The sequence below is a fragment of the Bacillus sp. FSL W7-1034 genome (assembly GCF_038593365.1).
GTDB lineage: Bacteria > Bacillota > Bacilli > Bacillales > Bacillaceae > Bacillus > Bacillus altitudinis.
Genome location: NZ_CP151989.1, coordinates 2,142,971 through 2,166,042, shown reverse-complemented (window position 1 = coordinate 2,166,042; position 23,072 = coordinate 2,142,971). Strand labels below are relative to the sequence as shown.

The window sequence follows — 23,072 nt, the reverse complement described above, 5'->3', positions numbered from 1 at the left end:
CCATTGAAGGATCAATTATCCGACTTTATTCATTTTATGACAGTAGAGAGAGGACTCTCTGAAAATACCATTGTCTCTTATAAAAGAGATTTACAGAACTATTTGTCTTTTTTAATGACGCATGAACAATTGACAGATGTAAAAGACGTCACACGCCTTCATATTATTCATTATTTAAAACAGTTAAAAGACGAGGGGAAATCGAGTAAAACGTCCGTCCGTCATCTATCATCGATACGCTCCTTTCATCAATTTTTGCTCCGTGAAAAAGTGACAACAGATGACCCGTCATGGAACATTGAATCACAAAAAACAGAGCGGAAATTACCGAAAGTTCTATCATTAGATGAGGTAGAAAAGCTGCTCGATACACCTAAGCAGCAAACACCATTTGACTACCGTGACAAAGCCATGCTCGAACTTTTATATGCAACAGGTATTCGCGTAAGTGAAATGCTTGATCTGACTCTTGCAGATGTGCATCTGACCATGGGGTTTATCCGCTGTTTTGGAAAAGGAAGAAAAGAGCGAATCGTGCCTATTGGTGAAGCTGCTGCAAGTGCGATTGAAGTGTATATAGAAAAAGGCAGAAACAAGCTGCTCAAAAAACAGCCGGCCGATGCTTTATTTCTGAATCATCACGGAAAAAAAATGTCGCGGCAGGGCTTTTGGAAGAACTTAAAGAAACGAGCCATAGAAGCAGGTATTCAAAAAGAACTGACGCCTCATACGCTCAGACATTCATTTGCGACACATTTGCTTGAAAACGGTGCGGATCTTAGAGCCGTACAGGAAATGCTCGGACATGCCGATATTTCTACTACACAAATTTACACACATGTCACAAAAACAAGATTAAAAGACGTGTATCACAAATTCCATCCAAGGGCATAAGTAAAGCATGGCACGGTGAACGTGTATCATGCTTTTTTATGTTTGGACCGTTTATGGTTGTCAATTGACTTGAAAACGGTTTATACTTGAGATGTCTGACCTCTCCAGTTGTGAAAGGTGAAAGGACAAGAATATTGAAGGAGGCGCTTTTTTATGCCTGATTATCAGTATAAACGTATTTTCCTCATTGTGATGGATTCAGTAGGAATCGGGGAAGCACCTGATGCTGCTGATTTTAATGATGTAGGTGCAGATACACTTGGACATATTGCTGAAAAAATGAACGGGCTTCATATGCCGAATATGGCGAAGCTTGGGCTAAGTCATATTAAAGAAATTAAAGGAATTCCAGCGGACGAAAAACCGCTTGCGTATTATGGGAAAATGCAAGAAGCATCCAACGGGAAAGACACAATGACAGGGCATTGGGAAATCATGGGTCTTTACATCGACACACCATTTAAAGTCTTTCCAGACGGCTTTCCAGATGAACTGTTAAATGAATTAAAAGAAAAAACAGGGCGCGGCATCATTGGAAATAAACCAGCGTCTGGTACAGAAATTCTGGATGAGCTTGGCGAAGAGCATATGAAAACAGGCGATTTAATCGTTTATACTTCAGCAGATTCTGTGCTGCAAATTGCTGCACACGAAGAAGTTGTGCCATTAGACGAACTTTACCGCATTTGCGAAATCGCACGTGAACTGACTTTAGATGAAAAATATATGGTAGGGCGCATCATCGCTCGTCCATTTGTCGGGGAGCCGGGGGCATTTGTTAGAACACCAAATCGTCATGACTATGCATTAAAACCATTCGACCGTACCGTCATGAATGAATTGAAAGATGATGGACTTGATGTCATTGCGATCGGAAAAATCTCTGATATTTATGATGGTGAAGGAATCACCTCTTCACTCAGAACGAAATCCAACATGGATGGAATGGACAAGCTAGTGGAGACGCTGAAAACAGACTTTACTGGGCTGAGCTTCTTAAATCTTGTCGACTTTGATGCGCTTTATGGACATAGAAGAGATCCAGAAGGCTACGGTAAGGCACTAGAGGAATTTGATGCACGTCTACCTGAAGTGTTTGATCTATTAAAAGAGGATGATCTGCTTGTGATCACAGCAGATCACGGAAATGACCCGGTTCATCACGGAACAGATCATACAAGAGAATACGTTCCGCTTATTGCTTACAGCAAAAAGCATCAAGAAGCGAATGAGCTGCCAACAGCGAAAACATTTGCTGATCTTGGGGCAACGGTAGCAGATAATTTTAAATCAACGCTGCCAAAATACGGCACAAGCTTTTTATCTAAACTCAAATAGGGGGAAATCACGTGGGAGCACAGTTTTCAGAAGCGGCGGCATATATTAAACAAGCATCGACATATGTACCAACAGTTGGATTGATTTTAGGTTCAGGTCTTGGCATTTTAGCCGATGAGATTGAAAATCCAATCAAATTGAAATATGAAGATATTCCTGGATTCCCTGTTTCAACAGTAGAAGGGCATGCAGGCCAGCTCGTCATTGGAACGCTGCAAGGCACGGTCGTTTGTGCCATGCAAGGACGTTTCCATTACTATGAAGGGTATGATATGAAGCAGGTGACATTTCCTGTCCGTGTGATGAAAGAAATCGGCATTGAGACATGTATTGTGACAAATGCAGCGGGCGGTGTGAATACGTCCTTCCATCCTGGCGATCTTATGTTGATTACAGATCATATCAATATGATGGGGACCAATCCGTTAATTGGACCAAACGACAGTCAAGGGGTTCGTTTCCCTGATATGTCTGCACCGTATGATAAAGATTTGTTGGCACTTGCAGAGAAAACGGCTAAACATTTAGGCATATCTGTGCAGCAAGGGGTTTATGCAGGAATGACAGGCCCTTCATATGAAACACCGGCAGAGGTTCGTTTCCTCAGAACGCTTGGCGCTGATGCAGTCGGTATGTCGACTGTGCCAGAAGTGATTGTGGCACGTCATGCAGGCATAAAAGTACTTGGTATTTCATGCATCTCTAATGCGGCTTCAGGTATTTTAGATCAGCCGCTTTCTCATGATGAAGTGATCGAAGTGACGGAAAAAGTGAAAGCAAGTTTCCTTGATTTAGTGAAAGAAGTTGTCAAACAACTCTCATAGATCGTGTGAAAAAGCCTTCTGTTCATAAACAGAGGGCTTTTTTTTATGGCAATCAAACGATCTCTGAATAAAACAGCCTTTATGAGGAAAAAATAGAAAGGATTACGATAATGGAGGTCTGCCACTTGAAACGTCATATATGTGCATTGTTTACTTTAATGATCCTTATCTCAATGGTTTCACCATCAGCGATGGCAAAAGAAAAGATTGAAAAGCCAGGAGAAAAACAAACATCAGAATTGGCGCATGAAGCCAAATCAGCGATTTTAATGGAACGTGACACGGGAAAAGTGCTTTACAACAAAAACAGTGATGAAAAACTTGCCCCTGCAAGTATGACCAAAATCATGACGATGCTTCTCATCATGGAAGCGATGGATCAAGGGAAATTAAAAATGACTGATAAAGTAAGAACGAGCGATCACGCAGCATCTATGGGAGGCTCACAAATTTTCCTTGAACCGGGAGAAGAAATGACGGTTAAAGACATGCTAAAAGGCATTGCGATTGCGTCAGGAAACGATGCTTCAGTTGCCATGGCAGAACATATTGCTGGATCTGAAGAACAGTTTGTTGAGCAGATGAACAAAAAGGCAAAAGAGCTTGGACTCACCTCAACGGTCTTTCAAAATCCAACAGGACTTCCTGAAAAAGATCATTACAGCACGGCTCATGATATGGCAAAAATGGCGAAAGAGCTGTTGAAATATGAAGAGATCACCAAGTTCACAGGTGTATACGAAGACTATCTTCGTCAGAACACGGATAAAAAATTCTGGCTTGTGAATACAAACCGTCTCATTAAATTTTATCCAGGTGTGGATGGGGTGAAAACAGGGTTTACAGGCGAGGCGAAATACTGTCTAACTGCATCCGCTAAAAAAGGCAACATGCGTGTGATTGCTGTTGTATTCGGCGCAAGCACACCAAAAGACAGAAATGCTCAAGTCGTCAAAATGCTGGATTACGCCTTTAGTCAATATACAACGCATCCTCTGTACAAGCGTGGTCAAGATGTAGCAGAGATCAAAGTGAGCAAAGGGAAAAAGAAAAAAATTCAGCTTGTCACGTCTGAACCGATTTCTCTTCTAACGAAAAAAGGCGAAAATGTCGATCAGATCAAAAAAGAAATTAAATTAACTCAAGATGTCACAGCCCCATTTTCAAAAGGAACGAAACTTGGCACCATCATCTTGAAAAAAGATGGAAAAGTGCTTCATGAAAGTCCTGTTGAAGCGAAAGAAGATATGGAAAAAGCCGGTGTTTGGACGTTCTTCAAACGGGCTATGGCCGAATTTGTTAAATGGAAGTAAAAGGTGAAAGACTGCTGCAACTGGCAGTCTTTTTTGCTATGAACGAAAAGAACATCTAAATGTGACGAATGATCACTAGTTTTGTCATGGTGAAGGATTTGCATGTGAAGAAAGAGAAACATTCTTTATCCGAAAATAGAGCAAGGAGGAAGAAAAGATGAGCCTTGATATTGATTTTCAAATAAAAGAGAGCGTACTTTGCATTCGGTTGACAGGGGAGCTTGATCATCACTCCGCAGAGACATTGAGACAAAAGGTGACGAATTATTTGGAAACAGAGGACATTCGCCACATTGTGCTGAATTTAGCTGATTTATCGTTTATGGACAGCTCTGGGCTCGGAGTGATTTTAGGAAGATACAAAGAAATTAAACAACTTGGCGGTGAAATGGTCGTCTGTGCGATCTCGCCAGCGGTGAACCGTTTATTTGATATGTCCGGCTTGTTTAAAATTATTCGTATGGAGCCTTCAGAGCAAACTGCGCTGCAAACATTGGGGGTGGCATCATGACAAATGAAATGAATCTGACTTTTTCTGCTTTAAGTCAAAACGAATCCTTTGCGAGAGTAACGGTGGCAGCATTCATCGCTCAGCTCGATCCAACATTAGATGAGTTAACAGAAATCAAAACCGTTGTATCAGAGGCGGTAACGAACTCGATCATTCACGGGTATGACGGGAATCCAGACGGCAAGGTGCACATTAGCGTTACGCTGGATGACCATATTGTGTATCTGACGATTCGAGACGAAGGTATGGGCATTTCAGATCTTGAGGAAGCAAGGCAGCCGCTTTTTACGACGAAACCAGACTTAGAGCGCTCCGGGATGGGTTTTACGATCATGGAGAACTTTATGGATGATGTCATGGTGGACTCATCTCCAGAAATGGGCACAACAATCCGCTTAACAAAGCATCTATCAAAAAGCAAAGCGCTTTGTAATTAAGGAGCTGCTCATATGGATGTGGAGGTAAAAAAGCAAGCAAAAAAAGCACAGCTGTCTAATGATGAAGTGAAACAGCTCATCAAAAAAAGCCAAGACGGAGATCAACAAGCAAGAGACCTCCTCGTAGAAAAAAACATGCGTCTTGTTTGGTCCGTTGTTCAGCGCTTTTTAAATAGAGGATATGAACCAGATGATCTGTTCCAAATAGGCTGTATTGGCCTGCTGAAATCTGTTGATAAATTTGATTTGTCTTATGATGTGAAGTTTTCGACCTATGCCGTTCCAATGATCATTGGTGAAATTCAGCGTTTCATTCGTGATGATGGAACCGTCAAAGTCAGCAGGTCTTTAAAGGAACTTGGAAATAAAATCAGGCGGGCAAGGGACGAATTGTCTAAATCTCATGGCAGAATGCCGACTGTTCAGGAAATCGCTGAATATCTGGACATCACACCTGAGGATGTCGTCCTTGCTCAAGAAGCGGTCCGCTCACCATCATCTATTCATGAAACCGTGTATGAAAATGACGGCGATCCGATTACGTTGCTCGATCAAATTGCCGATCATTCAGAAGAAAGATGGTTTGATAAAATTGCGCTAAAAGAGGCGATTAAAGAATTAGAAGAGCGTGAGAAACTGATTGTCTATTTAAGGTATTATAAAGACCAAACACAATCAGAAGTAGCAGAAAGACTCGGAATTTCCCAAGTGCAAGTCTCACGGCTTGAAAAGAAGATTTTAAAACAAATCCAAATGCAAATGGATCAAAAAGACAGCTAGCCAATTCGGCTGGCTTTTTTTGTGTGGTAATTACCGGTAAATCAAGTTCTTTCAGTATGAGAACCATTTTTCACCACATACTATTTTTAACCCATCGTATAGGAAGTGACTTGGATGGACGGACAAATCTTTATTCGGCTGCGCCATCGGATTAAGACTGGTAATGATCAGCTTATTTATTTAGAGGATATCGCCCAAATCACTGGAGATGACAGTGCTGTGCAAAAGCTGAGCAAAATGCCGATATACCATGTCAGCAAAAAGGATCGTCACATCGTTGTGTTAGATATCATGCATGTGGTCAAAACGATCAAAAAAACATGGCCTGACATTGACATTCAAACGGTCGGAGGCTCAGAAGCCATTGTTGAAATAGACACAGGCAAACGCCAGCTGTCCCCCGTATTATTCGTGTTTGTATGGCTCCTCTTATTTGTCGGAGCGGCCCTTGCCATCATGAATTTCCATGAGGATGTTAGTATGCGGCTTGTTCATATCCGCCTTTACGAGATGATTACTGGAAACACGGTTGAGCATCCGTATTTATTACAAATTCCATATAGCTTTGGACTCGGTTTTGGCATGATTTTATTTTTCAATCATGTGTTTAAAAAGCGTTTAAACGAAGAGCCAAGCCCGCTTGAAGTGGAAATGTTTAAATATCAGCTCGATCTTGATCATTATGTCGCACTCAATGAAAACAAAGAAACATTGAAAGATATCCATGATCGGTAAATGGCTTTTTGTGGTGCTTGTTGGGCTCGGCGGCGGTTTAACGGTAGGGGCAGGATTCGTGGCGTTTCTCACAGTGCTTGGTATTATCCCTCGATTAATGCAATTAACGAAAACGCAGCGTTTTATTCAAGGATATGAGGCTGCCGTGATAAGTGGAGCGGTCGTTGGCGGCTGGGCTACTTTAAGTCAAGTCCATTTGCATTTATCCAAATGGCTGGCGCTACCGATCGGTCTTTTATCTGGCATTTTTGTCGGCATGCTTGCTGCCGCACTCACTGAAGTGTTAAATGTACTTCCTATCTTAACGAAAAGAATTGGAATGGACGGCAAAATTGTGCTGCTGCTCATGGCCATCGTCTTAGGAAAGGTGTTTGGCTCACTATTTCATTGGCTTATTTATATTTAAAAATGTGGAGGGAACAACACGTGTCAAGTTTAAAAGAGAACTATCCATCTAAAGTGAAAACGTATCAGCCGAAACCTCCTTATGTACTGAACTGCATCAAGGCTTTTCTTGTCGGCGGTTTGATTTGTGCGATAGGCGAGGGATTGCAAAATTTCTATATTACTTTTTTTGATTTTAATGAGAAGACAGCAGGGAATCCAACGGTGGCGACCCTTATTTTAATTTCTTCTATTTTAACTGGTATTGGTATTTACGATAAAATCGGCCAGTTTGCTGGAGCGGGATCAGCTGTCCCGGTGACAGGATTTGCAAACAGCATGACAAGTGCGGCTCTTGAGCATAAAAGTGAAGGGCTTGTGTTAGGTGTAGCGACCAACATGTTTAAACTGGCTGGGAACGTCATTGTGTTTGGTGTCGTCTCGGCATATGTCGTAGGGATTATTCGATACGTCTTGGAAAAGATGTTTTCGTAGGAGGAATAAAACGTGAAACTAACAGGTAAGCAATCTTGGGTATTTGAACACAAGCTTTATGTGAATGCGGAAGGAACAGCTGCAGGACCGAAAGAAAAAGAAGGCCCAATCGGTCATCTCATTGATAAAACCTATGATGAAATGCACTGTTATCAAAAGAACTGGGAAATGGCTGAAAGGCAGCTCATGGATGATGCCATATCAATGGCCTTATCAAAAGCGAATTTGCAAAAAAGTGATATTGACCTTTTGCTGGCAGGAGATTTACTAAACCAAAACGTGACAGCCAACTATGTGGCAAGAGAACTCAAAATCCCGTTTCTTTGTTTATTTGGTGCCTGCTCCACATCTATGGAATCAGTCGCCATTGCCTCAGCGTTAATAGATGGTGGGTTTGCCAATAGAGCACTTGCTGCGACAAGCAGTCACAATGCGACGGCAGAGCGGCAATTTCGTAATCCAACAGAATATGGCGGGCAAAAACCAGATACAGCCACAAGTACAGTGACAGGGAGCGGTGCTGTCGTCATCAGCCAAGAACCTTCCCAAATTCAAATTACAAGTGCCACCGTCGGACGGGTGATGGATCTTGGGATTACAGATCCATTCGATATGGGTTCTGCTATGGCGCCTGCAGCGGCAGACACAATCAAACAACATTTAGAAGACTTAGGAAGAACAGTAGATGATTATGATCTCATCCTAACAGGAGATCTATCTGGAATTGGATCGCCTATTTTAAAGGATCTTCTGAAAGAAGATGGCATTCAGCTTGGACGGAAGCATGATGATTGCGGATTAATCATATACACACCTGATCAAAATGTATTCGCTGGAGGCAGCGGCTGTGCCTGCTCAGCTGTCGTGACATTCAGTCACATCTTTCAAGAAATGAAAGCAGGGAATTTGCAAAGAGTATTGGTTGTAGCAACCGGGGCGCTTCTCAGCCCAATGATGGTTCAGCAAAAAGAGACCATTCCAACCATTGCGCACGGAGTTGTATTTGAGCGTGCAGGAGGAGAAAGCTAATGGATTATTTGATTGCTTTTGTTGCAGGCGGACTGATTTGCGTAATCGGCCAGCTTTTACTTGATGTACTGAAACTCACACCGGCACATGTCATGACGACCTTTGTTGTGGCGGGGACGATTTTAGACGGGTTTGGTATTTATGATAAATTTATTGAATTTGCAGGAGCGGGTGCTACCGTCCCTATCGTAAGCTTTGGTCATAGCTTGCTTCATGGGGCGATGCATCAGGCCGATGTCCACGGATTTATTGGAATCGGAATTGGGATTTTTGAGTTAACCTCTGCTGGAATATCAGCTGCGATTTTATTTTCATTTATCATTGCACTTATCTTTAAACCGAAAGGATAACCTAATATGGGGCAAAGACGCAAAGTCATTTTAGTGACAGACGGAGATATATATGCTGCCAAAACGATTGAGCTTGTCGCAAAGAAAGTCGGCGGAAGATGTATTTCCAGCTCAAAAGGGAATCCGAGCAAACGAACAGGACCAGAACTGGTCCAGATGATTTTAAAAACGCCGTATGACCCAGTGTTTGTCATGTTTGATGATTCTGGCTTAACAGGTGAAGGAACAGGGGAGACGGCTATGAAGCACGTAGCACGTCACCCTGAAATTGAAGTGATTGGCGCCATTGCAGTGGCATCTAAAACCCATCAAGCGGAATGGACAAAGGTACATGTCTCCATTGACCGGGAAGGTGAACTGACAGAATACGGCGTTGACAAACATGGACTTCCAGAAATGGAACCACACAAAATGAGTGGAGATACAGTGTATTGTCTCGATTCACTACAGCTTCCGATTGTTGTCGGCATTGGAGATATTGGCAAGATGGGACGGAAAGATGATCTAAGCAAAGGGTCCCCCATCACAATGAAGGCAGTCGAATTAATTTTAGAAAGGAGCGGTTTCCATGAAGAAAGACAAGGTGCACGTGTACCGAGATCCGAAGAAAAATGAAGATTTTTTCAAAGACAATGTCGGGATGGGTCTCAGCTTTGACCTTGGCGTTCGGAAAATTTATGTCCATGATCAGGAAATCCAGCTTTACTATGTAAATGGATTATGTGATACACAATATGTGATCTATTTATTAAAAGAACTGATTGAAATCAATGACAACGAACCTGAATCAGATGATCTTGCACGTGTGGTAGAAAACCGTCTTGTCAATCAGCAAGTCTCAAAAGTTGAAACACTTGATGAAGCAGTGGATCAAGTGTTGTCTGGACTTGTGGCAGTCGTTGTCGAAGGTGAAAATTACGCATTTATTATTGACGTCAGGAGCTACCCTGGCAGAATGCCGGAGGAACCGGATACAGAAAAGGTTGTCAGAGGTGCAAGAGACGGCTTTGTTGAAAACATCATTGTGAACACAGCACTCATTCGCAGAAGAGTGCGGGATGAAAAACTGCGATACAAAATGCTTAAAGTAGGCGAGCGTTCTAAAGCAGACGTTTGTGTTTGTTATATTGAAGACATAGCTGACCCTGATCTTGTTGATATTATCGAAAAAGAAGTGTCTGGGATTAAAGTTGACGGACTGACGATGTCTGATAAAACAATAGAAGAATTTATCATTAAGCAAGGATATAATCCCTTCCCGCTTGTGCGATACACCGAGCGCCCAGATGTAGCCGCTAACCATATATTAGAAGGGCATGTCATCATCATTACGGATACATCTCCTAGTGTCATCATTACACCAACCACTATTTTTCATCACGTTCAACATGCTGAAGAATACCGCCAGGCGCCAGCAGTTGGGACTTTTTTAAGATGGGTGCGTTTTTTAGGCATCTTATGTTCTACTTTTCTTTTGCCGATCTGGTTTCTTTTTATTCTAGAACCGAATCTTCTGCCAGACAATCTAAGCTATATTGGATTTAACAAACCCTCCCATATCCCTGTCATTCTCCAAGTATTCCTTGCTGATTTTGGGGTGGAATTTTTACGAATGGCGGCGATTCATACGCCGACCGCCTTGTCGACTGCCATGGGCTTGATTGCAGCCGTTTTAATTGGACAAATTGCAATTGATGTCGGTTTATTTACACCAGAGGTCATATTATACGTCTCGCTAGCAGCCATCGGTACATTCACCACTCCAAGTTATGAACTGAGTGTCGCTAATAAAATCATCCGACTGATCATATTAGCACTAGTAGCGATCTTTAAGCTGAATGGACTGATCATCGGTTTTACACTGTTACTTATTTACTTAACATCCATTCGTTCCTTACAGACGCCTTATATGTGGCCGTTTATTCCTTTTAATGGAAAGGCTTTGTGGCAAGTGCTCATTCGGACGTCTGTTCCTGGCTCAAAAGTAAGACCAAGCATCGTTCACCCTCAGAACAGATCAAAAATTCCGCCAAATTCTTAACGCTCGTTGAAAGTGGCTGAAGATTGTGATATTGTATTTTTAACTTTGAGAAACGGCAAAAGGCAGCTTGTGCAGCTGTCTTTTTTCAGCCGAGGCGGAGAAAGAGGGAATGACATTGTATTTACACGGCACTTGCAGACAAAATGAACTCGGACATTTAGAAATTGGTGGTGTTGATGCCGTTTCTTTAGCTGAAACGTATGGGACACCACTTTATGTATATGATGTGGCTTTAATACGGGAGCGTGCAAAAAGCTTTCAGAAAGCATTTATTGAAGAAGAACTAAAGGCTCAGGTGGCATATGCGAGTAAGGCGTTTTCTTCTATTGCCATGTTCCAGCTGGCAAAAGAAGAAGGCTTATCACTTGATGTCGTTTCAGGCGGGGAGCTACACACAGCCATTTGTGCCGGGTTTCCAGTAGAAAAAATTCATTTCCATGGTAACAACAAAAGCAGAGAAGAATTAAAGATGGCATTAGCGCATGGAATCGGCTGTATTGTTGTTGATAATTTCTATGAAATCAACCTCATTGAACAGCTTGGGCAAGAGCTGTCAAAACAGGTGAAAGTACTCCTCCGCATCACGCCGGGCGTTGAAGCACATACGCATGACTATATTACAACAGGTCAAGAAGATTCAAAATTCGGTTTTGATCTTCATAATGGACAAGCAGACGAAGCGGTCAAACAAGTGCTTAAATCAGAAGTGATCGAGCTCTTAGGTGTTCATTGTCATATCGGCTCACAAATTTTTGATACAGCTGGTTTTGTCCTTGCGGCAGATAAGATTTTCTTGAAGCTAGATGAATGGAGAGAATCATTTGGATTTATTTCCACAGTGCTGAACTTAGGCGGAGGCTTTGGCATCCGTTATACAGAAGAGGACGAACCACTTCCAGCAACTGAATACGTGGAGAAAATTATTCAAGCGGTGAAAGAAAATGTAGCCCGCTATGAGTTTAAGATGCCTGAAATTTGGATTGAGCCAGGCCGCTCCCTTGTTGGAGATGCGGGAACCACTCTTTATACGATCGGCTCATCCAAACATGTACCTGGCATTCGCGATTATGTAGCCATTGACGGCGGAATGAGTGATAACATTCGACCTGCTTTATATCAAGCAAAATATGAAGCAGCGAGCGCCAATAAAATGAGCCAAACGCATGATCAAACTGTGTCCATTGCAGGCAAATGCTGTGAAAGTGGAGATATGCTCATTTGGGATATTGATCTGCCAGAGTTATCACAGGGAGACTTGTTAGCTGTCTTTTGTACAGGAGCTTATGGCTACAGCATGTCAAACAACTATAACCGCATCCCGCGCCCGGCTGTAGTATTTGTAGAAGATGGGGAAGCGCAGCTTGTCGTTGAGCGTGAGACATATGAGGACATTGTCAAATTGGATTTACCTTATCAATCAAAAGTGAAATCATCGACTTAAAAAAAGCTGCCTGATCATCAGGCAGCTTTTTCTATGACATTTATTTTCCACCAGTAAATACAGAGACGATCGCGTTCCAAATGGAGACAAAGAAATCCCAAATCTTCTGTAGAAGGTTTTTCCCTTCATCTGATTCTATGAATTTTGTAATCTTGTCTTTTGCTTTATCAATTTGAGATCCGACTTGTTTCCAATCGATATTGATATTTTTCATCTTATCAAAGAGAGAGACAAGTTGATCTTTTTGGTCTTGTGTTAGATTTAAGTTCAAATCAGAAGCGGCTTGATCTACTTTTTCTTCCACTTCTTTTGTTGTTTTAGGAACTCCATTTTTGGCAATGTCATCTTTGATTTTTGCAATCAGGGCAGAAGCATTGTCTTTTCCAATAGAGTCTCCCAGTTTAGATGTTGTTACAAGTTCTTCGTTTGCCACCTGTTTCACATCTTCGGGAATGGCTTTGTCGCTTGACACTTCATAGGCTTTTAATAGACCTGTCAGTGCTGCTGTACCAGATACTTCAAACGGCGCCGTCACGACAACCTTTGCATCTTTCACGCCTGCGGTCATTAAAGCATTTAAATACATCTCATCTGTAATGGTCTTAATGTTATGTGTATCCACGGTCAGACCCGTACCTGATTTTTCAATGGTGATGGATGAAGATGATAATGCTCTCGTCCCGATAGAAGAACGAGGGATATACTTTCCTAAATATTCGTGCTCTTCTTTATTGGTTACTTCAATTTTTGTCGCATTTTCAGGTGGATTCAACTCGTCAAGCACCTTCTGACGATCAGCCGGTGTTAAGTCTTGCCCGAGTGTGACGATGACATCGCCGACAGCTGCATCCGCTAAGCTGACTTTTGGCGCACCAATCAGTAAAAGGAGCGCTGCCATCATACCAAGCATTGTTTTTTTAAACATGTTGACCTCCTTCAAGTCGAAAGCGTTTCTCGAGGGTGAGAAACTCATCTTTTGAGTACATGATTTGAATCGTACTCCATCATATAGACGTAACAAATCAGTCTGACGTTTCAATTTTCTTTTAAAGATGTTTGAAACCTCCAATATGATGAAGTGATTTGCTCAGTCTGTGATCATTTCCTTAGGAGAAAAGGATCAAGCTCTTTTATTTTATCAATGATGGCAAAAGAGGTAAATCACATTCGACAAGCAGGGGATGTTTAACATCACTGAAAATGTGCTATAATGAGCGTTGTTTAACCTGAAAGGAGAATGTGAAAAATGGCGAAAAAAGGATACATACAATTAACGAATGGAAAGAAAATTGAGTTTGAACTTTACCCAGAGGCTGCTCCAGGTACAGTAGCAAACTTTGAAAAATTAGCGAATGAAGGCTTCTACGATGGATTGAAATTCCACCGCGTGATCCCAGGGTTCGTAAGCCAAGGCGGCGATCCAAACGGTAATGGAACTGGAGGACCTGGTTACACAATTAAATGTGAAACAGAAGGAAACCCTCATCAGCACGAGAGAGGTTCATTATCAATGGCACACGCTGGTAAAGACACTGGCGGCAGCCAATTCTTTATCGTACATGACCCACAGCCGCACTTAAACGGTGTTCACACTGTTTTTGGCAAAGTAACATCTGGTATTGAAGCTGTTCTTGATATGGAACAAGGACAAGGCATGGAAAAAGTCGAAGTGATCGATGCTTAATCCAAAACACCGCTTAATTGCGGTGTTTTTTTTATTTTACATCTGATGTTCCTGTGATCTGTGCCGTGAAGCGGTAGGTGATCATCCAATATAAAAGGGCTAAGGCGCTGATAGAGGCTCCAAATAGACATACCCCATTCCAGCCAGCGTTTGCGTATATGTTAGTTGATACAATAGAACCGAGCGCACTGCCAAGTGAATAAAAAATCATATAAGCAGCAGTCAGCCGGCTTCTCGCCTCAGGCCGGACCATGAAAATCATACTTTGATTGGTCACATGAACGGCCTGCACAGATAGGTCAAGAATGACTATACCAACGATTAATAAAATGAGGGAATATTCATTGAAAAAAATAAAACACCATGAAAAGAGTAATAGGACAAGGGCGATGCACGTTGTTAACTGTCCTAAGCCTCGATCAGCAAGGCTTCCAGCTCGAGCGGCACCTAATGCTCCGGCAACTCCAGCAAGGCCAAATGCACCAATTGCCGTATGTGACAGATTGTATGGCGTAGTGCTGAGAGGCAGCACAAGTGAAGTCCACAGCGTGCCAAACACAACAAAGATCAGAAAACCCAGTACGCCACGAATACGTAGAATTCGTTCTTGTCTGAACAATATAAACATTGAAGCGAGCAAGTTCACATAGGATATGGAGGCTCTCTTGCTGTCAGCACGCGGAAGATACCGGTACAACACGCCAGTTATGATCAGCATCATCACGCCGGAAACGAGATAGACTGATCTCCAGCCGGCGAGATCGGTTAGTACACCAGCAAACGTTCGTGCGAGAAGAATACCAATCACAATTCCACTTTGAACCAAGCCCACTATGCGGCCACGTTCTTCAGGAGCGGCCCATGTCGCTGCGAATGCTACGAGTACCTGAGTGACTACAGCGAGCAGTCCCACCGCAGCTAGTCCTATGAACAGGACGGTGGCGGTAGGGGCGATACCGACTAGAATGAGAGATAACACGGATACTAGCATTTGAGCTACGATGAGCCGCCGTTGGTTGAACAGATCACCAAGTGGTACGATCAGTAGCAGTCCTAGCGCATAACAAAGCTGAGTAATCGTAATGACCATACCAACGGATGAATAGCTGATACCAAACTCGGCTGCGAGGGAGTCTAATAATGGCTGTGCAAAGTATATGTTTGCAACTGCCATCCCTGAGGCTGTCGAAAACAGTAGAGCCATATTGCGAGTCATCGTTGATCGGGTGTTTATTTGTAAATGAGTCGTTTCCAGATTAGAATGTTCAACGGCATTCATTTTTTCTTTTTTCATGCATGTCATCCTCTCCTTTTGTACTAAATAGTATAATATACTGTTTGGTATAAAATGATTCCTGTTAAGGATAACCAGAGAAACGTTTTAAAGTCAAGATGATGTAGTGAAGATCTTGAGAGAGGCAGTCGGTTTGACAATGATATGTCAATAAAATAAAATGATAATGTACCGATGAGTAAAAAACGTTATAAGAAATAGATGATTGATTTAGTGAAGAGGTTTTTATGATAGAAATGAGGGTTGATGATGGTTCGACAACGGGAATTTGATGAGGAAAAAGCATTAGATGAGGCCTTGTTGCTTTTTTGGGAGAAGGGGTACAGAGCCACTACATTAAGCGACTTAACTGCAAAAATGGGAATACAGCGGCCAAGCTTATACTCAGCGTTCGGTGATAAAGAGGAATTGTTTGAAGCGGCATTACGCAAATATACAACTCAGCATGCTGCCCACATTCGAACAAAACTTCAAAACAATCTATCTGTAAAGGAAGCATTTCATACATTATTTGCTGAATTAGTAGAAGAGGAATATGGACATGGGCCGAGTAAAGGGTGCTTTTGCATCAATACAATAGTCGAGCTTGCCCCACACGAAGAGAAATTTGAAATTCTCACAAGAGAGCATCAGATGTATCTTTCGGTCATTTTTGAAGAAAAAATTGTACAAGGTATTCGCTCGGGTGAGCTCGAAAGCAGTCTGAATGCCAAAGCCTTAGCACAGGCGCTGGTTGTTTCTTTTATTGGACTTACAGTTCTCATGAAATCTCGCCCAGAGCGTTCATTTGTAGATCATTCTGTAGCGACGATCCTATCCATATTGAAATAAATAGTTTATATAAAGAAAGCGTATTTTGATCCATTGATTAAAACACGCTTTTTCTTTTAGGGTGTGATGGACACGTTTTTGTGATATGATAAGAGAACAAACATTCGTATTCGTGAGTGTCACCATATGTAGCTCTAAAAATAAGTGAAAGTGCACATCTAAAAAGCGTTTGATCATGCTGTAAGAAAGCAGGAGATACTTTGAAACCATTAACAAAAGAAGAAAAAAATCAGATGATGATTGCCATTCAGCGTTACTTTGCTGAAGAACGAGAAGAGGAGATTGGTGAATTAGCAGCCATCAATATATTAGAATTTATCACAAAACATCTTGGAAGCTACTATTATAATCAAGGGGTTCGTGACAGCCGAAATATCGCTGTTCAAAGATCTCAATTGTTAGAGGAAGATCTATTCGCATTAGAGAAAAGAATATAATCAAAAAGCTCGTCTTTCTTGTTTACCCTGCTAACAGATAAAGAGGAAAAAAGACCCCCTTAATAAAGAACGCATATTCGTATCATATGTAATGATGAAAAGGTGGAACCAAAAGTCCATTTGAATCGTTATATAAGTAACCATTAATGAAAATCAGCTTTTTTGGTTTTATTTCATCAAAAGAAGGAATAGAACATACAAATAGGCGAAGTGCAGATGATGGAGGTTCTAAATATGGGGAAAATTAAATTGAAAATCGCAATCTTATTTGTTTTACTGCTTTGTTTAGGCGCAGGTTATTTATACATGAATGGCATGAAAATTGAAGATGTGCCAACAGCCATTGGCGAAAGTTTAACGAATAATGATAAAGATTACACCATCTATGAATATACCATTACAAAAATTGATGGTGATGAGTATTACGGTCAAGCCAAAAATGGCACGAAAATCATTTTTAACGGAAAGAAATTTGAAGATGATGTGGCCGATCTGAAAAAAGGCGATCGTATTAAAGCATACTTTAGTAATGAAAAAAGAATAGACGGTCTTATAAAAGTAGTAAAAGTCGTCAATTAACAAGTCTCCTTTCCTATAGGGAGGCTTTTTTTATGAACAGGTGATAAATCTTGATTGTTGCATTTGACCACAAGGATCGCTATAATAGCCCCTAAGGACAGCTAAATATCGATTGTATCCTTCGGGGCAGGGTGAAAATCCCGACCGACGGTAATAAAGCAAATGCTTTACAGCCCGTGACCCGTTAATTTATTAACGGTTGATTCAGTGAGAAGCTGAAGCCGACAGTGAAAGTCTGGATGGGAGAAGGATAACGAGAGCTATGTATGAACAAAAAATATGTGTTGATCATAGTTTTATTTCTAATGCAAAAAAACCACAGCCCCGGAATTTTTCCGGGGCTTTCTGTATGTCAATATAGTCATCGCATGCAGTGTTTATTAGGTGATCCCTCATTTACCTTGTATGGACCATAAAAAGCGACGAAGGTGTTCAATCGATCACATGTCCCAAACATCGCTTTTTCATAAAGTGAGAAATACAAAAGAAAGAGAAAGGGAGGATCACATGTTTACGGGGATTATTGAAGAAGTGGGTACAGTCCAGTCATTGAGCAAAAGATCCGCAGATGCCATGGAAATTATCATCAAGTGCAGTCGTGTACTAGAAGATGTTCACCTAGGCGATAGTATCGCCATCAATGGCGTTTGTCTCACTGTCACAAGCTTCACAAAAGAACAGTTTGCGGCAGATGTGATGCCTGAGACGGTCAAAGCGACATCACTTGATCAGCTTGCGCCAGGTAGCCAAGTGAATTTAGAGCGAGCGATGTCATCAAATGGACGATTCGGCGGTCATTTTGTTTCAGGTCATGTTGATGGAACGGCTGTGATTACCCGTGTAGAAAAGAAGAGTAATGCCATTTACTATGATTTGAAAATGGACAAGACCCTCACAGATATGCTCACAAAAAAGGGATCGATCGCAATAGACGGCGTCAGCTTGACTATTTTCGATTTGCTAGATGCTCATGTGACAGTTTCTATCATTCCACATACGCTTGAAGGAACTATTTTCCCGACTAAATCTATGGGGGATGTAGTAAATATTGAATGTGACATGATCGGTAAATACATTTATCGCTTTTTAACAAAAGAGCAAAACGAAAAGCAGCCATCACGATTAACCCCATCATTTTTAAAAGAGCACGGATTCTAGGAGGCGATTGTATGTATCATTCAGTTGATGAGGCAGTAAATGCCCTGAAACGAGGAGAAATCATTATCGTAGTAGATGATGAAGACAGAGAAAATGAAGGAGACTTTGTGGCACTTGCTGAGCATGCAACGCCGGAAGTCATTAACTTCATGGCTTTACATGGAAGAGGTCTTATTTGCACACCAGTTCATGCCTCGATTGCGCAACACTTGGATCTGCATCCCATGGTCGAGAGAAATACGGATGCACATCATACAGCATTTACAGTGAGCATCGATCATACGTCAACGACAACTGGTATAAGTGCTTTTGAGCGCTCAACGACCATTTTGGCCATGTTAAATAAAGAGTCAAAACCAGAAGATTTTGCCCGCCCAGGTCATGTTTTCCCTCTTATTGCGAAAGAGGGAGGCGTAGTAGAAAGACCAGGTCATACAGAAGCGGCCGTTGATCTTGCTAAACTTGCGGGTTCAGTGCCAGCGGGTGTCATATGTGAAATTATGAATGCAGATGGAACCATGGCCCGCGTACCCGAACTACAAAAAATTCAAAAAGAACACGATTTAAAGATGCTGACGATTGAAGCATTGCAGGCATATATAAACAAGCAAACAACGACAATGAAAACAAAATAAAAATCACAAAAAAGGATGATGAACATATGAATACAATACAAGGGAATGTAGTAGCAGAAGGATTAAAGTTTGGAATCGTCGTCGCTAGATTTAATGATTTTATTACAAGTAAATTGCTAGATGGGGCAGAAGATACATTGCTCAGACACGGAGCAAACGGTGACGATATTGATGTCGTGTGGGTGCCGGGGGCTTTTGAAATTCCGTATATGGCAAAAAAACTAGCAGAAACAAAAAAATATGATGCAGTCATTACACTTGGAACCGTGATTCGCGGGGCAACATCACATTACGATTATGTTTGTAATGAAGCGGCTAAAGGAATCGCACAAAGTGCCATCTCGACAGGGGTGCCGATTATCTTTGGTGTACTGACAACAGAATCTATTGAACAAGCCATTGAAAGAGCCGGTACAAAGGCTGGAAATAAAGGCAGTGAATCGGCTGCAGCTGCTATTGAAATGGCCAACCTAAATCGAACGTTTCGTTAATTTGATGAAAAAGAGTTTAAAAACAACCTAAAAGTGTTTATAATGTGTGATGAGCAAGTGATTCATAAGACATTTGCTGTAAAATAGGATAATTTTAATATTGAGGGGTATATATGTTAATTCGTTACAAGAGGTCTTTTGAAAAAATTGCCATGGGACTCCTGTCCTTTATGCCGGGTGAGAAAGACGTCAAACAGCTTCAGCAGACGATAAAGTCGTATGAAATGGATGAAGATCGGCAGCTGTTCCTTTGGAAAGATGGCGAGGATATCGTCGGTGCGATTGGTGTGCTGAAAACAGACGACCAAGTACAAATCGAACATATTAGTGTCAATCCGTCCCATCGTGACCAAGGCATCGGCAAGGAAATGGTATTAGCCGTGGAAGAAGTATTCAAAACGAAAACACTCATTCCAAATGAATTAACGCAAGGCTTCTTTCATAAGTGTCACAATGAAACAAACTAAATATCACACATGTAAAAGCAGAGGTTATATGCCTCTGCTTTTTTTACGTTCCATCTGTTTTTCACGTTCAAGCAATACGTCCGTCCGATCACGCAGTCTATGCTTTTCAATTAAGAATGTATGGGATAAGTTGCTCTCCTGTCCGAAGGTTAAGCCTTCTTTTTCCGCCATCTCTTGGCATAAAGAAAGAAGCGTTTCATCTCGGATTGGCAGCATCACACTTTCGTAGGGCATGTCTTCATCGATTTTCTTTTTCAGTGTTCTCAGCAGCAAAAGAAATGCCTCTTCATCAAGACCTAATTCTGTTAGTACGTTCCGGTCCGAATCTAATATATGAAGGCTGTTTGAAATCAGCCGTTTTGCTCCTTTTCCATTTCCTCGTCTTTGATGATACAAAGCAACAGCAAGCTGAATGAGACCCACCCAGTACTTTTTGCGCTGATGAGGAGGATCTTCTTTCCAAAATTCTTCAAGAATTTCATGACACTCAAAATAATCTCTTGTCGTATGAAATTCATGTAAAAAAGCCACGTACGCTTTAGGATACACAGCGGTCATCTCCTTTTCCACTATCAGTCTAACATACCGAAAAGAAAAGAAGAAAGAGCGCCCCTTTATGAAAGGACGCTCTGTTTCTTTAATAAACCCAAGCCGCGCCAACGATGATCAGCAAGATGAACAGCACAACAATAAGCGCAAATCCTCCGCCGAAGTAATAACCATCTCCCATAATGTTACGGCCTCCTTTTTCATCAGTTCTGATTACAATGGTATTCTATGTATAAATGCCCTCATTGGTATGGGCGAATCCACTGTTTTTCTTTTTTTGCCTGCTGCCTCATGGTCGAAATTATATTGGACGAGAGCTTTATCGTGTCTTATACTAAAGGTTAGCCGATGAAAACGGTACTTAGAAGACAGTAGAAATGGTGAGAAAAGAATGCTGGAATATCAGGTGAAAATAGATTCGTTTGAGGGTCCTTTGGACTTGCTTTTACATTTAATTAACCGTTTGGAAATTGATATTTATGATATTCCCGTCGCTAAAATTACGGAGCAGTATTTATTATATGTCCACACGATGAGGGAGCTTGAACTGGATGTTGCAAGTGAGTACTTGGTGATGGCTGCAACTCTCCTGAGCATTAAAAGCAGAATGCTTCTTCCAAAACAAGAGGAAGAGCTGTTTGATGAAGACCTGATGGAAGAAGAAGAGGACCCTCGTGATGAGCTGATTGGCAAATTAATTGAATACCGCAAGTATAAAAATGCAGCGCAAGAACTGAAGGAACGTGAAGAAGAGCGGCAAAACGCCTTCACAAAACCACCAAGTGATTTAAGTGAATTTGCAAAAGAAGCAGAAGCGAAGGACACAAACTTACATGTCACGGTGTATGATATGTTAGGTGCGTTCCAAAAGGTATTGAACCGCAAAAAAATAACAAAACCAGCACCATCAAAGATTACAAGACAAGAAATCCCGATTGAAGACAAAATGAATGAGATTATGAACCATTTAAGAAAAACAAAAAAGCGAACCAATTTCATGACTTTATTTCAACATGATCAAAAGGAACACCTTGTCGTGACGTTTCTTGCTGTTCTCGAATTGATGAAAAGCCATCAAATCATGCTGGAGCAGGAAGGAAACTTTGAAGATATTTATATCATAGGGAGTGAAACGATTCATGACGCTTGATATCGTGAATTGGAAAGCCATCTTAGAAGCGCTGCTATATGCAGCAGGTGACGAAGGCTTAACAAGAAAACAGCTCATGTCTGTTCTTGAAGTTGATGAGGCAGCGTTGCTTGATATTATGTCTGCCGTAAAGGAAGAATATCAAAAACAAGAACGAGGGATTGAGCTTATTGAATATGCAGATTCATATATGCTGCTGACGAAAAAAGAATACAGCGTATATTTAAAAAAATTAGTAGAGACACCATCGAAAGGTTTGTCACAGGCAGCGCTAGAAGTGCTCGCCATTGTCTCGTATAAACAACCGATTACACGCAGCGAAGTCGAGGAGATCAGAGGCGTTAAATCAGAACGAGTGCTGCATAGTTTAGTTGCCAAAGCACTGCTCTGTGAAGTAGGACGTGCCGATGGACCGGGACGAGCGATCCTTTATGGGACAACACCTACCTTTTTAGAGCAATTTGGTTTAAAAGCCTTAGATGAATTGCCGCCACTTCCAGAGAATGTGGAATCAGATGGGGTGCAAGAAGAGGCTGATCTCTTTTTTGAAAACTTCAATCAAACATTTGAAGAGATAAAATAGTTCAAAATAAGGAAAAATGTATGATAAAATATAAAAAAGATTTTAGGTCTAAAATCTTCGTTTGAAAGATAAAATGGTGACAAAGCCATGAGGGGAAGGTAAACACGAAACAAATGGCACATATGAATGTAAAGGCTCAAGTTGATCAAGCAGGCGTTTTTTTATCAAAGGTTGCAGTTGAAGTGAATGATTTTCTGAACGAAGCTACCTTATCAAGCTTGAAACGATTAAACCCGGAAGCGGAAGCCTATTATTGTGACATATTAAGTACATTGCGGAAGCTTGCAGTTTATAGCGAGGATGCCGCGGCGGTTTGTAGGAAAATCAGGCAGCAGCAGACATTCCCGCAGCAAGCCGCACAGCAGACGCTTCATCGTATTTATCATCAATGTATTGAAGAATTTTTTACACCAAAAAAGGATACATGGTATGAAAATAGCCGTTCAGCCTACACAGGAAAAAGCTGCATTGTTTTCCATCATGAAGTATCGGCTGAGGTCAAACGTTTGTTTTCTTCATTAGAAAAAGATTTTTTAACGATGAGAGAAGAGCTGGAATATACAACATCTCATCAGCAAATGAAAATGGTATAAAGAAGACAAGGCAACTCTCACATGAGAGTTGCTTTTTTTTATGGACGAG

30 protein-coding genes and 1 riboswitch are annotated in these 23,072 nt (G+C 41.4%); of the genes, 26 read left to right on the top strand and 4 right to left on the bottom strand.

Translation table 11 applies throughout. The features are described 5' to 3' along the window. Window positions 1–3: 3 nt before the first annotated feature. From xerD to lysA, 15 genes are all read left to right on the top strand, one after another. Window positions 4–894, top strand: a complete 891-nt coding sequence (gene xerD, locus NST73_RS11075; protein ID WP_007501057.1) for a site-specific tyrosine recombinase XerD — start codon at window positions 4–6, stop codon at window positions 892–894. A 153-nt stretch (window positions 895–1,047) separates the two neighbouring features. Next, window positions 1,048–2,232, top strand: a complete 1,185-nt coding sequence (gene deoB / locus NST73_RS11070; RefSeq protein WP_025207568.1) for a phosphopentomutase — start codon at window positions 1,048–1,050, stop codon at window positions 2,230–2,232. An 11-nt stretch (window positions 2,233–2,243) separates the two neighbouring features. After that, a complete protein-coding gene (locus tag NST73_RS11065; protein ID WP_342499094.1) occupies window positions 2,244–3,056 on the top strand; it encodes a purine-nucleoside phosphorylase in 813 nt (270 codons plus the stop codon). Window positions 3,057–3,166: 110 nt separating this feature from the next. Then, window positions 3,167–4,369 carry a D-alanyl-D-alanine carboxypeptidase family protein gene (locus NST73_RS11060; RefSeq protein ID WP_007501054.1) on the top strand — a complete coding sequence of 401 codons (1,203 nt, stop codon included), beginning with the start codon at window positions 3,167–3,169 and terminating at the stop codon, window positions 4,367–4,369. 157 nt (window positions 4,370–4,526) lie between these two features. Then, the gene (gene spoIIAA, locus NST73_RS11055; protein WP_342461765.1) at window positions 4,527–4,880 is read left to right on the top strand and encodes an anti-sigma F factor antagonist; all 354 of its coding nucleotides are present in this window, start codon (window positions 4,527–4,529) and stop codon (window positions 4,878–4,880) included. Further along, a complete protein-coding gene (gene spoIIAB / locus NST73_RS11050) occupies window positions 4,877–5,317 on the top strand; it encodes an anti-sigma F factor (protein WP_007501052.1) in 441 nt (146 codons plus the stop codon). The genes spoIIAA and spoIIAB overlap by 4 nt, the downstream gene beginning before the upstream one ends. A 12-nt stretch (window positions 5,318–5,329) precedes the next feature. After that, window positions 5,330–6,097, top strand: a complete 768-nt coding sequence (gene sigF / locus NST73_RS11045) for an RNA polymerase sporulation sigma factor SigF (RefSeq protein WP_007501051.1) — start codon at window positions 5,330–5,332, stop codon at window positions 6,095–6,097. A 114-nt stretch (window positions 6,098–6,211) separates the two neighbouring features. Further along, complete coding sequence (locus tag NST73_RS11040; protein ID WP_024718931.1) at window positions 6,212–6,832, top strand: stage V sporulation protein AA; 621 nt, start codon at window positions 6,212–6,214, stop codon at window positions 6,830–6,832. After that, complete coding sequence (locus NST73_RS11035; RefSeq protein WP_007501049.1) at window positions 6,822–7,238, top strand: stage V sporulation protein AB; 417 nt, start codon at window positions 6,822–6,824, stop codon at window positions 7,236–7,238. Before NST73_RS11040 ends, NST73_RS11035 begins: the two co-directional genes overlap by 11 nt. A gap of 20 nt (window positions 7,239–7,258) precedes the next feature. Continuing rightward, on the top strand, window positions 7,259–7,711 hold the full coding sequence (gene spoVAC, locus NST73_RS11030; protein WP_024718929.1) for a stage V sporulation protein AC: 453 nt from the start codon (window positions 7,259–7,261) through the stop codon (window positions 7,709–7,711). Window positions 7,712–7,723: 12 nt separating this feature from the next. Then, the gene (gene spoVAD, locus NST73_RS11025) at window positions 7,724–8,740 is read left to right on the top strand and encodes a stage V sporulation protein AD (protein ID WP_024718928.1); all 1,017 of its coding nucleotides are present in this window, start codon (window positions 7,724–7,726) and stop codon (window positions 8,738–8,740) included. Then, window positions 8,740–9,090 (top strand): stage V sporulation protein AE, encoded by a 351-nt coding sequence (spoVAE, locus tag NST73_RS11020; RefSeq protein ID WP_007501045.1) that lies wholly within the window; start codon window positions 8,740–8,742, stop codon window positions 9,088–9,090. Before spoVAD ends, spoVAE begins: the two co-directional genes overlap by 1 nt. 6 nt (window positions 9,091–9,096) lie before the next feature. Continuing rightward, window positions 9,097–9,705, top strand: a complete 609-nt coding sequence (locus NST73_RS11015) for a stage V sporulation protein AE (RefSeq protein WP_007501044.1) — start codon at window positions 9,097–9,099, stop codon at window positions 9,703–9,705. Next, on the top strand, window positions 9,659–11,131 hold the full coding sequence (locus tag NST73_RS11010) for a spore germination protein (protein ID WP_007501043.1): 1,473 nt from the start codon (window positions 9,659–9,661) through the stop codon (window positions 11,129–11,131). Before NST73_RS11015 ends, NST73_RS11010 begins: the two co-directional genes overlap by 47 nt. Before the next feature lie 115 nt (window positions 11,132–11,246). Then, window positions 11,247–12,572, top strand: a complete 1,326-nt coding sequence (gene lysA / locus NST73_RS11005; RefSeq protein WP_039165814.1) for a diaminopimelate decarboxylase — start codon at window positions 11,247–11,249, stop codon at window positions 12,570–12,572. A gap of 40 nt (window positions 12,573–12,612) precedes the next feature. Here the strand turns inward: lysA and NST73_RS11000 are convergent, their stop codons facing one another. Next, window positions 12,613–13,497 (bottom strand): DUF1002 domain-containing protein, encoded by an 885-nt coding sequence (locus tag NST73_RS11000; RefSeq protein WP_008344446.1) that lies wholly within the window; start codon window positions 13,495–13,497, stop codon window positions 12,613–12,615. Between the two features lie 321 nt (window positions 13,498–13,818). On the opposite strand from NST73_RS11000, the gene NST73_RS10995 reads away from it, so the two are divergent. Next, complete coding sequence (locus NST73_RS10995) at window positions 13,819–14,256, top strand: peptidylprolyl isomerase (RefSeq protein WP_007501040.1); 438 nt, start codon at window positions 13,819–13,821, stop codon at window positions 14,254–14,256. A 31-nt stretch (window positions 14,257–14,287) separates the two neighbouring features. Here the strand turns inward: NST73_RS10995 and NST73_RS10990 are convergent, their stop codons facing one another. Then, a complete protein-coding gene (locus NST73_RS10990; RefSeq protein WP_144679551.1) occupies window positions 14,288–15,550 on the bottom strand; it encodes an MFS transporter in 1,263 nt (420 codons plus the stop codon). 249 nt (window positions 15,551–15,799) lie between these two features. Between NST73_RS10990 and NST73_RS10985 the strand changes: the two genes are divergently transcribed. The 7 genes from NST73_RS10985 to NST73_RS10955 all read left to right on the top strand — a co-directional run bounded on the left by NST73_RS10985 (window position 15,800) and on the right by NST73_RS10955 (window position 20,148). After that, complete coding sequence (locus tag NST73_RS10985) at window positions 15,800–16,381, top strand: TetR/AcrR family transcriptional regulator (protein WP_017359789.1); 582 nt, start codon at window positions 15,800–15,802, stop codon at window positions 16,379–16,381. Window positions 16,382–16,581: 200 nt separating this feature from the next. Next, window positions 16,582–16,818, top strand: a complete 237-nt coding sequence (locus NST73_RS10980; RefSeq protein WP_017359788.1) for a DUF2164 domain-containing protein — start codon at window positions 16,582–16,584, stop codon at window positions 16,816–16,818. A 234-nt stretch (window positions 16,819–17,052) separates the two neighbouring features. Beyond that, window positions 17,053–17,397 carry a hypothetical protein gene (locus tag NST73_RS10975; protein ID WP_008344451.1) on the top strand — a complete coding sequence of 115 codons (345 nt, stop codon included), beginning with the start codon at window positions 17,053–17,055 and terminating at the stop codon, window positions 17,395–17,397. A gap of 113 nt (window positions 17,398–17,510) precedes the next feature. Continuing rightward, window positions 17,511–17,652, top strand: a riboswitch (FMN riboswitch). 252 nt (window positions 17,653–17,904) lie between these two features. Further along, window positions 17,905–18,555 carry a riboflavin synthase gene (ribE, locus tag NST73_RS10970; protein ID WP_144679393.1) on the top strand — a complete coding sequence of 217 codons (651 nt, stop codon included), beginning with the start codon at window positions 17,905–17,907 and terminating at the stop codon, window positions 18,553–18,555. An 11-nt stretch (window positions 18,556–18,566) separates the two neighbouring features. After that, window positions 18,567–19,190: a 3,4-dihydroxy-2-butanone-4-phosphate synthase gene (ribB, locus tag NST73_RS10965; RefSeq protein WP_144679395.1), complete on the top strand. Its 624-nt coding sequence runs from the start codon at window positions 18,567–18,569 to the stop codon at window positions 19,188–19,190. A 26-nt stretch (window positions 19,191–19,216) separates the two neighbouring features. Further along, entirely contained in the window at window positions 19,217–19,681 is a 465-nt protein-coding gene (ribE, locus tag NST73_RS10960; protein WP_007501031.1) for a 6,7-dimethyl-8-ribityllumazine synthase, read from the top strand. 113 nt (window positions 19,682–19,794) lie between these two features. Beyond that, the gene (locus NST73_RS10955) at window positions 19,795–20,148 is read left to right on the top strand and encodes a GNAT family N-acetyltransferase (RefSeq protein WP_017359785.1); all 354 of its coding nucleotides are present in this window, start codon (window positions 19,795–19,797) and stop codon (window positions 20,146–20,148) included. 24 nt (window positions 20,149–20,172) lie between these two features. Here the strand turns inward: NST73_RS10955 and NST73_RS10950 are convergent, their stop codons facing one another. Both NST73_RS10950 and NST73_RS10945 read right to left on the bottom strand, forming a co-directional pair. Beyond that, window positions 20,173–20,697: a DUF309 domain-containing protein gene (locus tag NST73_RS10950; protein ID WP_072367786.1), complete on the bottom strand. Its 525-nt coding sequence runs from the start codon at window positions 20,695–20,697 to the stop codon at window positions 20,173–20,175. An 88-nt stretch (window positions 20,698–20,785) separates the two neighbouring features. Continuing rightward, the gene (locus NST73_RS10945; protein WP_008359694.1) at window positions 20,786–20,878 is read right to left on the bottom strand and encodes a YjcZ family sporulation protein; all 93 of its coding nucleotides are present in this window, start codon (window positions 20,876–20,878) and stop codon (window positions 20,786–20,788) included. A gap of 210 nt (window positions 20,879–21,088) precedes the next feature. Here NST73_RS10945 and NST73_RS10940 point away from each other — a divergent pair, with 210 nt between their 5' ends. From NST73_RS10940 to NST73_RS10930, 3 genes are all read left to right on the top strand, one after another. After that, complete coding sequence (locus NST73_RS10940; protein ID WP_007501021.1) at window positions 21,089–21,847, top strand: segregation/condensation protein A; 759 nt, start codon at window positions 21,089–21,091, stop codon at window positions 21,845–21,847. Then, a complete protein-coding gene (scpB, locus tag NST73_RS10935) occupies window positions 21,837–22,430 on the top strand; it encodes an SMC-Scp complex subunit ScpB (RefSeq protein WP_061419517.1) in 594 nt (197 codons plus the stop codon). The genes NST73_RS10940 and scpB overlap by 11 nt, the downstream gene beginning before the upstream one ends. 113 nt (window positions 22,431–22,543) lie before the next feature. Next, complete coding sequence (locus tag NST73_RS10930; protein ID WP_024718922.1) at window positions 22,544–23,023, top strand: YpuI family protein; 480 nt, start codon at window positions 22,544–22,546, stop codon at window positions 23,021–23,023. Window positions 23,024–23,072 lie beyond the last annotated feature (49 nt).

Coding starts and splice junctions, on each gene's coding strand:
- NST73_RS10945 (WP_008359694.1), bottom strand. CDS start 20,878: ATGGGAGATGGTTATTACTTCGGCGGAGGATTTGCGCTTATTGTTGTG.
- ribE (WP_144679393.1), top strand. CDS start 17,905: ATGTTTACGGGGATTATTGAAGAAGTGGGTACAGTCCAGTCATTGAGC.
- NST73_RS10955 (WP_017359785.1), top strand. CDS start 19,795: ATGTTAATTCGTTACAAGAGGTCTTTTGAAAAAATTGCCATGGGACTC.
- sigF (WP_007501051.1), top strand. CDS start 5,330: ATGGATGTGGAGGTAAAAAAGCAAGCAAAAAAAGCACAGCTGTCTAAT.
- NST73_RS11000 (WP_008344446.1), bottom strand. CDS start 13,497: ATGTTTAAAAAAACAATGCTTGGTATGATGGCAGCGCTCCTTTTACTG.
- NST73_RS10975 (WP_008344451.1), top strand. CDS start 17,053: ATGGGGAAAATTAAATTGAAAATCGCAATCTTATTTGTTTTACTGCTT.
- ribB (WP_144679395.1), top strand. CDS start 18,567: ATGTATCATTCAGTTGATGAGGCAGTAAATGCCCTGAAACGAGGAGAA.
- NST73_RS11040 (WP_024718931.1), top strand. CDS start 6,212: ATGGACGGACAAATCTTTATTCGGCTGCGCCATCGGATTAAGACTGGT.
- spoIIAB (WP_007501052.1), top strand. CDS start 4,877: ATGACAAATGAAATGAATCTGACTTTTTCTGCTTTAAGTCAAAACGAA.
- ribE (WP_007501031.1), top strand. CDS start 19,217: ATGAATACAATACAAGGGAATGTAGTAGCAGAAGGATTAAAGTTTGGA.
- scpB (WP_061419517.1), top strand. CDS start 21,837: ATGACGCTTGATATCGTGAATTGGAAAGCCATCTTAGAAGCGCTGCTA.
- NST73_RS11035 (WP_007501049.1), top strand. CDS start 6,822: ATGATCGGTAAATGGCTTTTTGTGGTGCTTGTTGGGCTCGGCGGCGGT.
- NST73_RS10985 (WP_017359789.1), top strand. CDS start 15,800: ATGGTTCGACAACGGGAATTTGATGAGGAAAAAGCATTAGATGAGGCC.
- NST73_RS10995 (WP_007501040.1), top strand. CDS start 13,819: ATGGCGAAAAAAGGATACATACAATTAACGAATGGAAAGAAAATTGAG.
- NST73_RS11060 (WP_007501054.1), top strand. CDS start 3,167: ATGGAGGTCTGCCACTTGAAACGTCATATATGTGCATTGTTTACTTTA.
- NST73_RS11010 (WP_007501043.1), top strand. CDS start 9,659: ATGAAGAAAGACAAGGTGCACGTGTACCGAGATCCGAAGAAAAATGAA.
- NST73_RS10990 (WP_144679551.1), bottom strand. CDS start 15,550: ATGAAAAAAGAAAAAATGAATGCCGTTGAACATTCTAATCTGGAAACG.
- NST73_RS10930 (WP_024718922.1), top strand. CDS start 22,544: ATGGCACATATGAATGTAAAGGCTCAAGTTGATCAAGCAGGCGTTTTT.
- spoVAE (WP_007501045.1), top strand. CDS start 8,740: ATGGATTATTTGATTGCTTTTGTTGCAGGCGGACTGATTTGCGTAATC.
- NST73_RS10940 (WP_007501021.1), top strand. CDS start 21,089: ATGCTGGAATATCAGGTGAAAATAGATTCGTTTGAGGGTCCTTTGGAC.
- NST73_RS11015 (WP_007501044.1), top strand. CDS start 9,097: ATGGGGCAAAGACGCAAAGTCATTTTAGTGACAGACGGAGATATATAT.
- deoB (WP_025207568.1), top strand. CDS start 1,048: ATGCCTGATTATCAGTATAAACGTATTTTCCTCATTGTGATGGATTCA.
- spoIIAA (WP_342461765.1), top strand. CDS start 4,527: ATGAGCCTTGATATTGATTTTCAAATAAAAGAGAGCGTACTTTGCATT.